Here is a 13,909-nt window from a genome sequence, read left to right on the forward strand (position 1 = left end):
GATGGTCCGCACTGTGTCTATCTGGCGCTGGCAGTTCGTGTTCACCGGCAGCATCGTGGCGATCGTCGTCATGATCACGGCGTTCAAACCCCAGACCTTCGCCAACCCCCTCGTGGTCGCCGGCGTCGCTCTCGTCGTCCTCACCACCTTGGTGACGTTGGTGGTCCCCTGGCATCGGCTGCCGCGCACGGTCGCGACCGTCGTGCCACTCCTGGACGCGCTCGCGGTCGGCTTCACCACCAGTGCTCCGGACATCCGGCTCGGCTTCCTGTGGGTGTTCCCCGTGGTGTGGCTGGCCACCTACTTCACGATGCCGTGGGTGCTGGGTGGCGTCGCGTTCATCAGCGTCACGCTGGTGGTGTTCGCGGATCGGAGCGGCGCCCCCGCTGACATCCTCCTGCGCGTGCTCACCCTGGTGATCACGTTGGGCTTCCTCGGCGTGACGGTGCGCATCGGCGCGCAGCGATCCCGTGCCGCCCGCCGCCTGCTGCAGCGGCGCTCGGAACAGGTCAACCGTGCGGCGGAGCGCGCGGAGGCCAACCAGCGCCGGGTGATCCAGATCGTGGACGCGCTGCGTGTCGCCCTCGTCGTCGTGACGACCGAGGGACGAGTGCTGCAGATGAACGACGCATACCGTGCTCTCTACGGCCGAGATCGCTTCGGCGCGGCACTGCCCTCCGCCGGGGTCGAGTACGACGCCAGGCGCGGCACCGCCGTGCCCCCGGAGCGCACCTCGCTCGCCCGTGCCGCGGCGGGGGAGACGCTGCGGGCCGAACGCGTGTGGCTGTTCGACGGCGCCGGCCAATGGCGAGCACTCGAGGTGAGCACGCAGCCCATGGCCAGTGCGGGGGAAGGCGTCGACATCACGCTCGTCGTGATCGACGACGTGACGGCCCTGCTCGAAGCCGACGAGGAGCGACGGGCCTTCGCCGCCGTCGTCTCGCACGAACTGCGCAACCCCCTCACCGCGATCCTCGGGCACGTCGATCTGCTGCGGGAACGCGACGATCTGCCCGAGCGGGTTCCCGCCCAGCTCGAGATCATCGCGAACGCCGGTGAGCGCATGCAGGATCTCGTGTCGAGCATCCTCCGCCAGACCGCACGCACCACGCAGGAGCCGCTGGGTCCGGTGGATCTGCGCGGCGTCGTCGAGGCCTCGGCCGCCTCCTACGGGCCGATCATCTCCGGAAACCGACAGGCGATCACGATCGACGGCGAGGACAGCCTCGTCATCTACGGCGATGCGTTCCGGCTGCGCCAGGTGCTCGACAACCTGCTCAGCAACGCGGTCAAGTACACGGCAGCGGGCGGTCGCATCGACGTCGGGCTCCGCACCGCCACGACCGGGCACGCGGAGCTGACGATCGCCGACGACGGGACCGGGATGACGCCCGAGGATCTGCCGCGCGTCTTCGAGCCCTACTTCCGGACCGAGAGCGCGGTGCGCGCCGGCATCAGCGGCACAGGGCTCGGCATGGGCATCGTGCGTGAGATCGTGACGGCGCACGAAGGCAGCATCGATATCGCCAGTGAGGTCGGGGTCGGCACCCGCGTCACGCTGCGCTTTCCGCAGCGCCCAGTGAAGGAGATGCAGGCATGACCCCGCTCGTTCCCGTCAACGTCGATGTCACCACCAGCATGGTCGCCGTCGTGACCCTGCTCGCGGTCCTGGTCGTCGGCCTGGGCACGCTCGCGCGTCCGAGCAGGGCGACGGTGACCTGGGGCGCCGCATTCGGTCTGGGGATGTTGGGGGCGTACCTGTGGCTCGCCGGGCAGCAGACCGACGTGCAGATGCTGCGAGCCGCGGCGTCCGCCCTCCTGCTGTGCTTCGAGCCGTTGATCTGGATCGGGCTGCGGATGCACTTCGGGCGTCGGGCGCGCTGGGCGCTCGTGATCCCGTTCCTGGTGGTCGCGCCGCTGCTGCTGATGTCGACCGCGGGCACGGCCTGGTACCTGCCGTCGTTCCACCTGATCTTCCTCGGCAGTGCGGTCTACGGCGGCCTCGTGGCCTACGAGCTGCTGCGCGACCGACCGGCCGCCAGAGACATCGTGCTGCCGCTGGCGCTCGCCTCCTGCGGACTCGTGGTCGTGGCGATCCTGAGCGCGGTCTCGGCCGCCGTCGCCGGCGGTGCGGGAACCGACGAACAGCTCAGCGCGCTGCGCGGCATGAACGCGGTGGGCACCCTCGTGGTGAGCACCTGCGCCGCGTTCACCCTCGTGCTGCTGGTGCGCGCCGAGCAGAAGGCGATCGACGACAGCGGCGCCGCCGCCGAACGTGCGCGCCGGCGACTGCGGAAAGCAGAGGCGCAGAACGACCAGCCGTGGTCGATCCTCGACATCCGACTCGACGACCCCGCCGATCTCCGCGAGGCCTCGACCGGATCGGCGTTCGCCCAGATCGTCGACCGCTTCCACGAGGACATCCTGGAGGCGCTGCCCGCATCCGCCGACGCCGACAGGGTGCAGGACGGACGGGCGATCGTGGTGATCCGCGGCAGTGACGATTCGGTGCGTCACCACCTGCGCGACATGCTGAACCGCATCTCGGTCATCGAACGGGAGGCGGCGTCCACGGGCATCCGCTCATCCGCGAGCATCGGCTGGGCGACCGCATCGGTCGTCGGCTACGACTACGACGCCCTGGTCGCGGCGGCGGGCAGTGCCGCGGAGCGGGCGCGGGCAGCCGGCGGCGATCAGTGGAAGCGGGCCACCGAGCGCGACCTCTCGCGGGTCTGAGCCGCGCGGCCGGATCAGGACGGGCGGGATTCGCGTCCGCGTGCGAGCGCGGCGGCGATGGTGTCTTCGGCGTCCGCATCGGTCTCGGCCACGGCCGACACGTTCTCGGCGACGACCGCCTCGATGATCTCGGTGCGCTGGATGCGCGTCTCGCGGGGCGCCTTCACGCCGATCCGCACACTGTCGCCCTTGATCTCGAGCAGCGTGATCTCGATGTCGCCGTCGATGCGCACGCTCTCACCGATCCGCCTCGTCAACACCAGCATTCGTTCAGCCTAGTGCTGCCGGGACGACGCCGACCGACGGCGTGGGGATGTCCCGCACGACGCCGACCGTCTCGATCGTGAGCGAGGCGGCCGTCGCCTCCGTGTAGGAGAGCACCGGAAGCCCGTCGGTCTGCGCCGAGACGAGTCGCCGCACCGCCGGACGCAACGTCGGCGCGCACACCAGCACGGGCTCGCCGCCCTCCCGCACCGAGGAGACGGCCTGCTTCACGGACTCGATGACCGACTCCATGCGCTGCGGGTCGAACACGATCTGCGTGCCCTCGTCGCCAGGGCGCAGGCTCTCCAGCATCGCCTGTTCGAGGAGCGGAGTGATCATGACCACGCGCAGGGTGCCGCCGTCGGCGAACCGGGCGGCGATGGCAGGCCCCAGAGAGGCCCGTGCAGCCTCGATCAGGCCCTCCGGGTCGGTCGAGGTCCTGGCCCGCAGTGCGAGGGCCTCATAGATGCGGCTGAGGTCGTTGATCGGGACGCGTTCGGCGAGGAGACCCTGCAGCACGCGCTGCACCTCGGCCAGTGACAGCAGCGCAGGTGTGAGCTCCTCGACCGCGGCGGGAGAGGCCTGCTTGAGCGCGTCGGTGAGCTGGCGCACGTCCTCCCGGCTCAACAGGCGGGCTGCGTGGGCGTGGATGACGCTGGACAGGTGCGTGATGATCACGCTGGCGCGATCGATCACGGTGGCACCCGCGAACTCGGCGCTGTGGCGCATCTCCATCGGGATCCACTTGCCCTCCAGGCCGAAGACCGGGTCGAGCGTCGCGGTGCCGGGGAGCGAGTCGAGCCCCTGGCCGAGCGCGAGCACCGATCCGACCGGGGCCGTGCCCCGGCCGGTCTCCACGCCCGCGATCCGGATCACGTACGTGGCCTGCGGCAGCTCGATGCTGTCGCGCGTGCGCACGGGCGGCGTGATCAGGCCGAGGTCGAGCGCGATGCGGCGGCGGAGGGCCTTCACCCGCGCGAGCAGGTCATCGGGCCCTCCCGTGACGAGGTCGACGATGTCGGGCGCGAGCAGGATCTCCAGCGGATGCACGCGCATCTTCTCGATCAGCTCCTCGGGCTGGTCGGTGGGAGCGAGCGTCGGGCTCTGCGCCGCGGCGGCTTCCTCGCGCTTCTGCGTCGCCTTGATGCGCTGCGCGATGAGCAGCAGCAGCGCGCCGATCGCGACGAACGGCAGCATCGGCATGTGCGGGATGAGCGACATGATGATCGCGGCGCATCCGGCGATGATCAGCGCGTTGCGGGACTGCCCGAGCTGCGCGGACGCCGCGGTGCCCATCTCCGCCTCCGCCGTGGAGCGGGTCACGATCATGCCCGTGGAGACCGCCATCAGCAGCGCCGGGATCTGCGTGACGAGTCCGTCGCCGATCGTCAGCAGGCTGTAGGTGCTCACGGCCTCGTCGATGTTCATGCCGTGCTGCACGATGCCGATCGCGATGCCGCCGACGATGTTGATGATGATGATCACGAGTCCGGCGATCGCGTCGCCCTTCACGAACTTGGAGGCACCGTCCATCGCACCGTAGAAGTCGGCCTCGGCGGCCACCTCGGCCCGTCGTTCACGGGCCTCGGCGTCGGTGATGAGACCCGCGTTGAGATCGGCGTCGATCGCCATCTGCTTGCCGGGCATGGCGTCGAGCGTGAAGCGGGCCCCGACCTCGGCGACGCGCTCCGCACCCTTGGTCACCACGACGAACTGGATCACCACGAGGATGAGGAACACCACTGCGCCGATGATGAGCGAACCGCCGACCGCGATCGCACCGAACGCCTCGATCACCTGGCCCGCGTAGGCCTCGCCGAGCACGAGCCGCGTCGACGCCACGTTCAACCCGAGCCGGAACAGCGTCGCCACCAACAGCAGGGAGGGGAACACCGAGAAGTCGAGCGGCTTCTTCACGAACATCGACGTGAGCAGGATCACGAGGGCGAACATGATGTTCAGGATGATGAGGATGTCGAGCAGGAACGGCGGCACCGGCACCACGAGCAGCATGATGATGCCCACGACTCCGATCGGCACCATCAGCTTGGTCAGCAGCTGTCTCATACGGTCCTCCGGTAGGGAAGGGAGTGGATGCCGCGGGCGGCTCCGCGTCGACGCAGGGCGTCGACGAACACGAGCACGCGTGCCACGGCGTTGTACAGGTCTTCGGGGATCTCCTGGCCGAGCTCGCAGGCGGCGAGCAGGGCGCGGGCGAGGGTGATGTCGCGCACCATCGGCACCCCGGCGCGAACCGCCTCATCACGGATGCGCTCGGCGATCACGCCACTGCCCTTGGCGACGACCTTGGGTGCCGCACGGCCCACCTCGTAACGGAGGGCGATCGCGATGTGGGTCGGGTTGACGACGACCACGTCGGAGCCGGCGACCGCGGCGATCATGCGGTTTCGGCTCACGGCGAGCTGCCGGGACCGGCGCTGCTGCCGGATGAGCGGGTCGCCTTCGGAGTTCTTGTTCTCGTCGCGGACCTCGCGCTTGGTCATGCGGGTGTGCTTGCGGTTGCGGCGCATCACCACGAACATGTCGACCGCGGCGAGGGCGAGTCCGACGGCGATCGCGGTCTGCAGCAGCGCCACGGTCCCCTCGGTGGCGGTGCCGAGGAGCCGGGAGACCGAATGCGCCCCGCTGGCGGTCAGCACGGGCATCAGGCTCGCGATCACGAGCCACAGGGCGATCCCGATCGCCGCGGTCTTCATCAGGGCCTTGGCGCCCTCCCACAGGGCCTGCATGCCGAACACGCGGCGGAAGCCGGTGACGAGGTTGAACTGCTCGTAGCGCCCGCTCACCTTGCGCAGGTGCACGCCGCCCTGGATGACCGCGCCGAGCAGGGTGACGACGGCGACGGCGGCCAGCATCACCGCGATCGTGGGAAGCACCGAGGCCATGCCCCGTTCGAGCGCGACGAGCGCCGCCTGCGGGCTGGGCGCGAGTGTGAGGGAGGTCAGGGTGAGCAGTTGCTCGGATCCGGCGGATGCGCCCAACGCCATGGCCGCCGGGGTCGCGATCGCCGCGGCGCCGATGCCCAACCATGCCGTGAGGTCCTGGCTGCGCGACAGCTTGCCCTTCTGCCGGGCCTCGCGGAGGTGCTTGTCGGTGGCCTTCTCACTGCGTTCGCCGCTGTCGGACCCGCTCATTGATGCACCCCCTGCATCATCCGCAGAGCCTGCACGGCGAGGGCATCCACGATCCCCGGGATCGCGACGTAGACGGCGCCGGCGAGCAGCAGCGTCAGCAGGATCTTCACCGGGAAGCCCATCGCGAACGCGTTCAGGGCGGGGGCCACGCGGGTGATCAGACCGAGGCCCACATCGGCGAGGAACAGCACGAGCGCGAGCGGGCCGGCGATCTGCACGGCCGCGAGCACCATCTGCGAGACGCCGTCGACCAGCAGCTCGGCGGGTCCGCCCACCGTGAAGATCCCGTTCACGGGCACCGCTTCGAAGCTGCGGGCGAGCCCCGCCAGGATGAGCTGATACCCGCCCGACGCGAACAGCAGGGTCAGCGCCGTCAGGTGGAAAAGACGCGTGAACTGGGCGCCGTTGACCATCGAGTGCGGGTCGAACGCCTGCGCCAGCTGGAACCCGCCGAACACGTCGATCAGGCTGCCCGCGGCCTGCAGTGCTGAGAAGCACAGCAGCACGAGGAAGCCGAGGAGCGCCCCCGTAACGAGCTGCAGCACGAGGGCGCCGAGGAACGCGCCCGTGTCGAGGTTCTCGTACCCCGGCGACACCGCGGTGCCCACGGCGAGGGACAGGCCGATCGCGAGCATGGCCTTCACGCGCACCGGGATCGCCCCGTACGAGAACGGCGGGGCGATCATGATGAACGCCGTGATGCGCACCGCGGTGAGCATCGTCGCCTCGAGCCATGCGAAATCGATCGGGATGAACACGCGGTCATCCGCTCAACAGCGACGGGATGCGGGAGAACATTTCGTTCGTGAAGGCGATCATCTCCGCGATCATCCAGTTGCCCGCGATCAGCAGCGCGATCCCGACCGCGACGATCTTCGGCACGAACGACAGCGTCACCTCCTGCACCTGGGTGATGGACTGCAGCAGCGAGATCGCGAAGCCCACCACGAGCGCGGTCACCAGCACGGGCGCGGCGAGCTTGGCCGCGATGATCAGCCCCTGGGTGCCGATGTCGAGGACCGCCTCGGGACTCATCCGACACCTCCATAGCTCTCCAGGAGGGCGCGGATGATGAGCCCCCACCCGTCGACCAGGATGAACAGCAGGATCTTGAACGGCAGCGAGATCATGACCGGCGGGAGCATCATCATGCCCATCGACATCAGCGCCGCGGCGACGACCAGGTCGATCACCAGGAACGGCACGAAGATCACGAAGCCGATGATGAACGCGGCGCGCAGCTCGGAGATCATGAACGCGGGGATGAGCGTGTACATCGGCACGCTCGACGGGTCCTCCGGGTTCGGCTGCCCGGCCATCCGCGTCATGAGGGCGAGGTCCTCCTCGCGCGTGAAGCGGAGCATCCACTCCTGCAGAGGCAGCTGACCGACGTCGATCGCCTGCGTGAACGTGAGGCTGCCGTCGATATACGGCTGCACCGCGACCGTGTTGATCTCGGTGAGCACCGGCCACATGATGAACAGCGACAGGAACAACGACAGCCCCGCCAGCACCTGGTTCGGCGGGATCGTGGGCAGCGACAGGGCGTTGCGGGTCATCGCCAGCACCACGAAGATCTTCGTGAACGACGACATCATCAGCAGCAGCGCGGGCGCGACCGACAGCAGCGTGATGCCCAGCAGCGTCAGGATCGAGCCGGACGGGCCGCCGTCGACACCGTTGATGTCGATCGTGACGCCCTCGCCGGGATCGTCTGGTGTCACCGTCGCGTGAGCGACCGTGCCCGAGACCAGCGTGAAGACGACGACCAGGGCGAGAGCGGTGCCGAGGATGAGCGCGAATCGTCGCAGCGCTCGCCGGTCGGCGACCCCACGGGCGACGCTCATCGCGTGCGCCGGATGGCCTCGGCGGTCTGCCGCCAGGTTTCGGGGGAGAGGATGGAGCCGCGCAACGGGTCGTTCCGGTGGCGCACACGGCGCTGCGGCGTCTGCTCGGCGGAGGGAACGGGTGCGGTCTCGGTCAGCGCGGTCGCCGCGAGGATGCGATCGAACTCCGCGGCGTCGGATGCGGCCTCCGCCGTCGCCGCCGACCACACCGGGCGCGCCTCGGTGTCGGCAGGCGAGGGCTTGAGCGGCAAGCGGTCGACGACGCTGACGCCGTGCTCGGTCACCCCGAGCACGTAGCGGGCGTCATCCGTCTGCACCACAACGATCTGCGCCTTCGACCCCACGCCCTGCCGACCGAGCACGGTGATGGCCTCGCCGTCGCGGCGCCGTGCCGCGGTGCGCGAGACGCGGCGCTGCAGGAACCAGAGCAGTCCCAGCACCGCGGCGAGTGAGAGCGCGACCCGCAGCGCGAGCATCAGGTCGTCCAGGATCAGGCCTCGACGTTCTCGAGGATGCGGGTGATCCGCACCGCGTAGTCCTGATCCACGACGACGACCTCGCCGTGCGCGATGATGCGGCCGTTCAGCTTGATGTCGGCGGGTGCGCCGGCGGAGCGGTCGAGCTCGACGATGCGTCCCGGCTCGAGGTCGAGCACGTCCCGCACGGCCATCCGAGTGCGTCCGATCTCCACCGTCAGCTCCATCTCCACGCCCGCGATGCGGTGCAGGCGGCGCGACGTGTGCGACGGGGCGGCGGGCGTGCGGGTGACGATCACGGCGAGCCGGCCGATCGTGCGGTCGGTCTCATCCTGCAGGTCGAAGAGCTGGGCGTTCGCGTCGGCGAACAGGGCGGACGCGTCGCCGACCACGGCGTCCCCAAGGGCGCCGGAGCCGAGGGCGCCCGTCGAGGCCTCGAACGCATCCCGCAGCCGGTCGGCCAGCGGGGCGTCACCGAGTCCGTCGACCAGCAGCTCCGGTGCGAACAGTTGCACGGCGAGCTGCGCGCTGGCCTCACCGACGAACTGCACGATCACGGCGTCTCCGGTGTCGCCGGAGACCTGCGACGCACGGGCGACGAGGGGAGCGGCGGTCGGCAGCGACGCGGCGAAGGCGGCGGCGACGGCGGACTCGTAGGTGGTGGTGCTGGTCACGCGGACTCCTCGGCGAAGGCGGGATCGGGGACGGTGGTGGTGACGACGCAGGCCAGTCGCGCCCCGGCGCTGCCGACCGCGGCCGTGGCGACGGTCTGGTCGCCGACCGTGAGCACCATCGGACGGTCGGCGGAGTGCGGGAAGGCGATGATGTCGCCGACCGAGAGGTCGAGCACCTCGCGGGGGAGCACGCTCCGCGGCGCCAGGCGCAGCGCGACCTCGACCGGCGCGACCTCCACCTGACGGCGGACCAGGCCGGGCGCGGCCGATCGCTCGGAGTCGGTGGCGCGCACCGTGAAGCCGGCGAGGATCGAGGCCGGCAGCATGACGCTCGTCGGAACCGTGCGTCCGGCCATCCGCATCGAGAAGCGGGCGACGATGACCGGCTCACCGGACGCCGCGACCTGGGCGAACTGCGAACTGTACTGGATGCCGGACACCGTGATGCCGGACGGGAGCAGGCCGTCGAGGGCGCCGGCGAGGTGATCGATCGCATCGACGATCAGCGAGCGGATCAGCGCCTGCTCGATCGGGGTGAAGGTGCGGTCCTCGGAGGCGGTGGTCGCCCGCCCACCCACCATCTGCACGATCCAGGCGGTGGCGGCCGAGGTCGGCAGCTGCACGATGATGCGCTCTTCCGAGTCGGGCAGCGCGCACACGATCATGGTGGTCGTGGTCGGCAGTGACTGCGCGTACTCGCCATAGGTCAGCATCCCGACGTGTTCGACGGCGATCGTCGCGCGCACGTGGATCTTGGTGGAGAGCTGCGCGGACCACTGCCGCGAGAACGTCTCGAACGCCAGCTCCAGGGCACGCGTGTGCTCGCGCGAGAGGGTCGCCGAACGGCCGAAGTCGTACACCTCGACCTCGGCGTTCTTCGACGCCGTGCCTGCGCGCACTTCGGAGCGCACGCTGTCCTGGATCACCACGATCTCGACTATCGGGTGGCGGGCGGCGTGCGTTAGGTGTGCTGAGGTGTCAGGAGGCCGGCTTCCCCGCCTGTGCCTGGGGGATGAGCGCGCGCACCTCCTCGTTGGCATCGGACAGGACGACGATGTCGACCCGGCGGTTCTGCGCCAGGGCCTCGGGGGAGTCTCCGGCGGCCACCGGACGGGTGTCGCCGAAGCCGACCGACTTCAGGTGGGACGGCGGGAGACCCGAGTCTTCGACCAGGTGCCGCAGCACCTGGGTGGAGCGTCCGGCGGACAGCTCCCAGTTGGTCGGGTAGGGAGCGACGGAACCGCGGACGTCGGCGTGGCCCTCGACCGAGATCTCGTTGGGTGTGGTGACCAGCACCGAGCCGAGCGCGTTCAGCACCTGCACGGCCGTGCCGCTGAGCGTGGTGCTGTTCGTGGTGAAGAACGTCTCCGCGCTGACCAGCCCGATCGTGAGACCGCGCTCGTCGATCGTGAAGGTGACGTCGGCCTCGAGGCCGTTCTCTGCGAGCACCTGGCGCAGACGCTCGCGGAGTGCGGACAGCTCATCGAACTCGGTCTGCGCGGCGGCCATGTCGACATCGGCGAAGTCCTGGCCCTTCTCGTCGATCAGTTCCGGCGGCACGACGACGCCGGTCACGGCATCCACGTCCTTCGACGGCTCCTGGCCGAACCCGGTGGCGAGCGACGCGCTCAGCGCCTGGAACTTCTCCTGGTCGACCGTCGACATCGCGAACAGCACGATGAACATGCACATCAGCACGGTCACCATGTCCATGTAGGACGCCATCCACCGCTCGTCTGGACCGCTGTGCTCCTCCTGCGGCACGCGGCGACGAGCACGGACGCTCATGACGTCTGCTCCGTCTCCTCGGCTGCTCGGGTGCGGGCGTGACGGCCGGAGCGGGCGGAAGGTCGCTCGGACACGAGGGCGCGCAGACGCTCGCCGACGAACTGCGGCGGGGCGCCGGCCTGGATGGCGAGCATCCCCTCCATGAGCACGGTCATGCGCTCGACCTCGAGCTCGCCGAGACGCTGCAGGCGTCCGCCGATGGGCAGCCAGATGAAGTTGGCCGAGAGCAGGCCCCACAGCGTCGCCACGAAGGCCGTCGCGATCATGGGGCCGAGCGTGTCCGGCTTGTCGAGCTTCTCCAGCACATGCGTGAGGGAGACGACCGTGCCGATGATGCCGACCGTGGGCGCGAAGCCGCCCAGCGTCATGTAGAAGCGCGAGGCGGTGCGGTTGCGGGCGGCGGTCGAGGTGAGCTCATCCTCCAGCAGGGTTCGCAGGTCTTCCGCGTCCGTGCCGTCGGCGATGCTCTGCAGCGCCTGGCGCAGGAACGGATCCTTCTCGTCCTCCAGCCCCTGCTCGAGGGCGAGGAGCCCTTCGGCGCGCGCCTTCTCGGCGTAGCCGACCACCGTGTCGATCATGCTCGACGCGGTGCGGCGCTCGCCGCGGAAGGCGCGGGGGAGCGACTTGACCGCGTGCAGCGCGTCGCGCACGGTGCCGCTCGCGATGCCGACGGCGATCGTGGCTCCGAAGACCAGCACCATCGGGGCGGGGATCAGCAACGATCCGATGGTCGCGCCCTCGAGGTTGATCATGGCGATCAGGGCGCCGAACGCGAGGAGCAGCCCGAGGATGAGGGACGGATCCATCAGAGACCGACCTCAGCGGTGACGGAGTCCCCGTCGGACACGGCGATCAGGGAGGCGGCGGCGGCGAGCACCCCGGCCCGGAACCGGGTGATCTGGGCGATCACGTCGTCCATCGTCTCGGTGACGACGAAGGTCGCGCCATCGACCATGATGAGCGTCGTGTCGGGCGTTGCCTGGACACGTTCGATCAGGTCGGGGTTCACCGCGAACCGCGAACGGTTCAGGCGCGTGAGGACGATCATGGGCTCCATCCTGGAAAGATCCATCCGTCCTCCGGAGAGGACGGATCCGACGGCCCGTCCTGGGCTGTCGGAGGTGACTGTCGGCCGGTGGGGGCGGTGCGTTAGCAGGGAGGCCGTCTCGTGCAGTTTTTTCCCATTACGAGCAAAGTGCAGTAAACTTCTCATTGGGTGCAATGGGAAGTATCTTGCTCAGAGAGGTGGTCCTGATGCAGATGTCATCGGCGAGGGGATTCGCGGCCTTCGTGCGCGCGAACAGGTTGAGCGCGGGCTTGACGCAAGAGGACCTCGCTCAGGCCGTGAGGAAGAGCCGGCGCTGGGTCCACGATCTGGAATCCGGAAAGGTCGTCCCGTCCCTGAACGCCGCGATCGAGGTCGCCGCCGTCCTCGGCTACACCGTCACGCTGGAGCGGAGCGAACGCTCGGACGTCCTGGATCAACTGTTCGAGGACCTCTGATGAATGCTCTCGATCTCTGGCTCGACGGCCGGCTCGCCGGCACGCTGATGCGCGGAGAGCGCGATCTGGTCGAGTTCCTGTACGACGAGAGCTATCGTGCGGACGTGCATTCGACACCCTTGTCCGTGTGCATGCCGAAGAGCGATGCGGGGCACGGGCCGGATCGGGTCATGCCCTGGCTCTCGAACCTGCTGCCCGATTCGGATGAGGTGAGGGCGCGGTGGGCGGCGAAGTTCGATGAGCGCCGCAGCGACCCCTTCACGTTGCTGCGGCACATGGGAGAGGATGCTCCCGGCTCCGTGCAGGTGGTCCCGGAGGGCATCGTTCCCCGCGACGCGGGCGTGGTCGCCAGATTGACCGAGGCCGACATCGCGCGTCGAGTCCGTGCGATCATCGCGGATCCCGATCACTGGGTGGACGACAGCGACGACCAGAGCCGGTTCTCTCTCGGCGGCAACCAAGGCAAGTTCGCTCTCGCCCGCATCGATGGGCAGTGGTTCGAGCCCAATGGTCGCGCAGCCAGCACGCACATCGTCAAGCCCGGTATGGTGCTCGCCTCCGGCCGAACCAACGATGAGGTCCAGGCGGTCGAGTTCGTCACGATGCGCGCGGCGCGCGCGTTGGGCATCCGCGCCGCCGCTGTCGACATCATGGACTTCGCCGGAGTGCCCACGTTCGTCACGACTCGCTACGACCGCAGCGTGTCCGGAGTGGACGGTGCCGTCACGAGGATCCATCAGGAGGACTTCTGCCAGGCGTTCGCGGTGCTGCCCGCGCGGAAGTACGAAGAGGACGGCGGTCCGACCATGGCGGACATGGTGCAGCTGGTCGGCAGCGCATCCTCTCCGGCCTATCGGAGGGAGGATCTGCGGACGCTTGCCGAGCTCTTCGCCTTCAACCTGCTGACCGCAGGTGTCGATGCCCATGCGAAGAACCACAGTCTGCTGCACGTCGGCGGCGCGACCAGGCTGGCGCCCGCATATGACCTCATCTCCGCTCACGGAATCTGGGACGACGACCGCATCGCCTATCGGTCGAGCGCGGCGGTGAAATACGGCAAGGAACGTCCCTACCGGAAGATCACGGGCCGCAACCTCGCCCGCACCGCCGACGTGCTCGGAGTTCCGCGGCGACAGTTCCTCGCGCTGCTCGACCGTGTGTCGAAGTCGCTTCCGGGCGCGTTCGAGGCGGCGGTGGCGGAGCTCCCCGAGGGACTCGCGACGGAACGCGTGCATGCGATGCCCGTGCGGATCGGAGAGTTCGCGCGGGGATTCGTCGATCGGCTCCGGGCCGAGGACCTCAGCGTCCGCAGCATTCCGACCTTCACCGGCGCGATGAACAGGGGGGATCGGGTGCTCGGCACGACCTGGGAGCCGGGCGGATGGCGTTCCGGCCGGTGGATCACAGGGCGGTACCGCAGCAGAGTCTCCCGCTGAACGCCCGAGGCCTCTCGCGATCGCGCGAGA

General features: G+C 69.3%; 16 protein-coding genes. 4 read left to right on the forward strand and 12 right to left on the reverse strand.

The annotated features are described in order from the left end of the window. The first annotated feature begins 1 nt into the window (after position 1). Entirely contained in the window at positions 2-1,600 is a 1,599-nt protein-coding gene (locus WFM69_RS10450) for a sensor histidine kinase (protein WP_337004355.1), read from the forward strand. After that, positions 1,597-2,736, forward strand: a complete 1,140-nt coding sequence (locus WFM69_RS10455; RefSeq protein WP_337004357.1) for a hypothetical protein — start codon at positions 1,597-1,599, stop codon at positions 2,734-2,736. The genes WFM69_RS10450 and WFM69_RS10455 overlap by 4 nt, the downstream gene beginning before the upstream one ends. 14 nt (positions 2,737-2,750) lie before the next feature. Here the strand turns inward: WFM69_RS10455 and csrA are convergent, their stop codons facing one another. Genes csrA through WFM69_RS10515 form a run of 12 tightly spaced genes read right to left on the reverse strand, consistent with a single transcriptional unit; the run spans position 2,751 to position 11,988 of the window. Then, entirely contained in the window at positions 2,751-3,002 is a 252-nt protein-coding gene (gene csrA / locus WFM69_RS10460; RefSeq protein ID WP_337004359.1) for a carbon storage regulator CsrA, read from the reverse strand. 4 nt (positions 3,003-3,006) lie between these two features. Beyond that, positions 3,007-5,067, reverse strand: a complete 2,061-nt coding sequence (locus tag WFM69_RS10465; protein WP_337004361.1) for a flagellar biosynthesis protein FlhA — start codon at positions 5,065-5,067, stop codon at positions 3,007-3,009. Beyond that, on the reverse strand, positions 5,064-6,155 hold the full coding sequence (locus WFM69_RS10470) for an EscU/YscU/HrcU family type III secretion system export apparatus switch protein (protein WP_337004363.1): 1,092 nt from the start codon (positions 6,153-6,155) through the stop codon (positions 5,064-5,066). Before WFM69_RS10470 ends, WFM69_RS10465 begins: the two co-directional genes overlap by 4 nt. After that, a complete protein-coding gene (locus WFM69_RS10475) occupies positions 6,152-6,913 on the reverse strand; it encodes a flagellar biosynthetic protein FliR (protein WP_337004365.1) in 762 nt (253 codons plus the stop codon). Before WFM69_RS10475 ends, WFM69_RS10470 begins: the two co-directional genes overlap by 4 nt. A 4-nt stretch (positions 6,914-6,917) precedes the next feature. Further along, complete coding sequence (gene fliQ, locus WFM69_RS10480; RefSeq protein WP_337004367.1) at positions 6,918-7,190, reverse strand: flagellar biosynthesis protein FliQ; 273 nt, start codon at positions 7,188-7,190, stop codon at positions 6,918-6,920. Further along, positions 7,187-8,002, reverse strand: a complete 816-nt coding sequence (gene fliP, locus WFM69_RS10485; protein ID WP_337004370.1) for a flagellar type III secretion system pore protein FliP — start codon at positions 8,000-8,002, stop codon at positions 7,187-7,189. Before fliP ends, fliQ begins: the two co-directional genes overlap by 4 nt. Beyond that, a complete protein-coding gene (locus WFM69_RS10490; protein ID WP_337004373.1) occupies positions 7,999-8,478 on the reverse strand; it encodes a FliO/MopB family protein in 480 nt (159 codons plus the stop codon). The genes fliP and WFM69_RS10490 overlap by 4 nt, the downstream gene beginning before the upstream one ends. A gap of 14 nt (positions 8,479-8,492) precedes the next feature. After that, a complete protein-coding gene (gene fliN, locus WFM69_RS10495) occupies positions 8,493-9,152 on the reverse strand; it encodes a flagellar motor switch protein FliN (protein ID WP_337004374.1) in 660 nt (219 codons plus the stop codon). Beyond that, complete coding sequence (locus tag WFM69_RS10500) at positions 9,149-10,081, reverse strand: flagellar motor switch protein FliM (RefSeq protein ID WP_337004376.1); 933 nt, start codon at positions 10,079-10,081, stop codon at positions 9,149-9,151. Before WFM69_RS10500 ends, fliN begins: the two co-directional genes overlap by 4 nt. 49 nt (positions 10,082-10,130) lie before the next feature. After that, entirely contained in the window at positions 10,131-10,940 is an 810-nt protein-coding gene (locus tag WFM69_RS10505; RefSeq protein ID WP_337004378.1) for a flagellar motor protein MotB, read from the reverse strand. Then, the gene (locus WFM69_RS10510) at positions 10,937-11,746 is read right to left on the reverse strand and encodes a motility protein A (protein WP_337004380.1); all 810 of its coding nucleotides are present in this window, start codon (positions 11,744-11,746) and stop codon (positions 10,937-10,939) included. The genes WFM69_RS10505 and WFM69_RS10510 overlap by 4 nt, the downstream gene beginning before the upstream one ends. Continuing rightward, positions 11,746-11,988, reverse strand: coding sequence for a flagellar FlbD family protein (locus WFM69_RS10515; protein ID WP_337004382.1), 243 nt, complete (start codon positions 11,986-11,988; stop codon positions 11,746-11,748). Before WFM69_RS10515 ends, WFM69_RS10510 begins: the two co-directional genes overlap by 1 nt. Before the next feature lie 206 nt (positions 11,989-12,194). Here WFM69_RS10515 and WFM69_RS10520 point away from each other — a divergent pair, with 206 nt between their 5' ends. Both WFM69_RS10520 and WFM69_RS10525 read left to right on the forward strand, forming a co-directional pair. Then, positions 12,195-12,443, forward strand: a complete 249-nt coding sequence (locus tag WFM69_RS10520; RefSeq protein ID WP_337004384.1) for a helix-turn-helix transcriptional regulator — start codon at positions 12,195-12,197, stop codon at positions 12,441-12,443. Next, positions 12,443-13,879: a type II toxin-antitoxin system HipA family toxin gene (locus WFM69_RS10525; protein WP_337004386.1), complete on the forward strand. Its 1,437-nt coding sequence runs from the start codon at positions 12,443-12,445 to the stop codon at positions 13,877-13,879. Before WFM69_RS10520 ends, WFM69_RS10525 begins: the two co-directional genes overlap by 1 nt. Positions 13,880-13,909 lie beyond the last annotated feature (30 nt).

Origin of the sequence: Microbacterium sp. LB12 (assembly GCF_037150835.1) — a bacterium.
GTDB lineage: Bacteria > Actinomycetota > Actinomycetes > Actinomycetales > Microbacteriaceae > Microbacterium.

Excerpts from the sequence above, each read along its gene's own strand:
- WFM69_RS10450 (WP_337004355.1), top strand. The coding sequence starts at position 2 with ATGGTCCGCACTGTGTCTATCTGGCGCTGGCAGTTCGTGTTCACCGGC.
- WFM69_RS10455 (WP_337004357.1), top strand. The coding sequence starts at position 1,597 with ATGACCCCGCTCGTTCCCGTCAACGTCGATGTCACCACCAGCATGGTC.
- csrA (WP_337004359.1), bottom strand. The coding sequence starts at position 3,002 with ATGCTGGTGTTGACGAGGCGGATCGGTGAGAGCGTGCGCATCGACGGC.
- WFM69_RS10465 (WP_337004361.1), bottom strand. The coding sequence starts at position 5,067 with ATGAGACAGCTGCTGACCAAGCTGATGGTGCCGATCGGAGTCGTGGGC.
- WFM69_RS10470 (WP_337004363.1), bottom strand. The coding sequence starts at position 6,155 with ATGAGCGGGTCCGACAGCGGCGAACGCAGTGAGAAGGCCACCGACAAG.
- fliQ (WP_337004367.1), bottom strand. The coding sequence starts at position 7,190 with ATGAGTCCCGAGGCGGTCCTCGACATCGGCACCCAGGGGCTGATCATC.
- fliP (WP_337004370.1), bottom strand. The coding sequence starts at position 8,002 with ATGAGCGTCGCCCGTGGGGTCGCCGACCGGCGAGCGCTGCGACGATTC.
- WFM69_RS10490 (WP_337004373.1), bottom strand. The coding sequence starts at position 8,478 with ATGCTCGCGCTGCGGGTCGCGCTCTCACTCGCCGCGGTGCTGGGACTG.
- WFM69_RS10505 (WP_337004378.1), bottom strand. The coding sequence starts at position 10,940 with ATGAGCGTCCGTGCTCGTCGCCGCGTGCCGCAGGAGGAGCACAGCGGT.
- WFM69_RS10510 (WP_337004380.1), bottom strand. The coding sequence starts at position 11,746 with ATGGATCCGTCCCTCATCCTCGGGCTGCTCCTCGCGTTCGGCGCCCTG.
- WFM69_RS10515 (WP_337004382.1), bottom strand. The coding sequence starts at position 11,988 with ATGATCGTCCTCACGCGCCTGAACCGTTCGCGGTTCGCGGTGAACCCC.
- WFM69_RS10520 (WP_337004384.1), top strand. The coding sequence starts at position 12,195 with ATGCAGATGTCATCGGCGAGGGGATTCGCGGCCTTCGTGCGCGCGAAC.
- WFM69_RS10525 (WP_337004386.1), top strand. The coding sequence starts at position 12,443 with ATGAATGCTCTCGATCTCTGGCTCGACGGCCGGCTCGCCGGCACGCTG.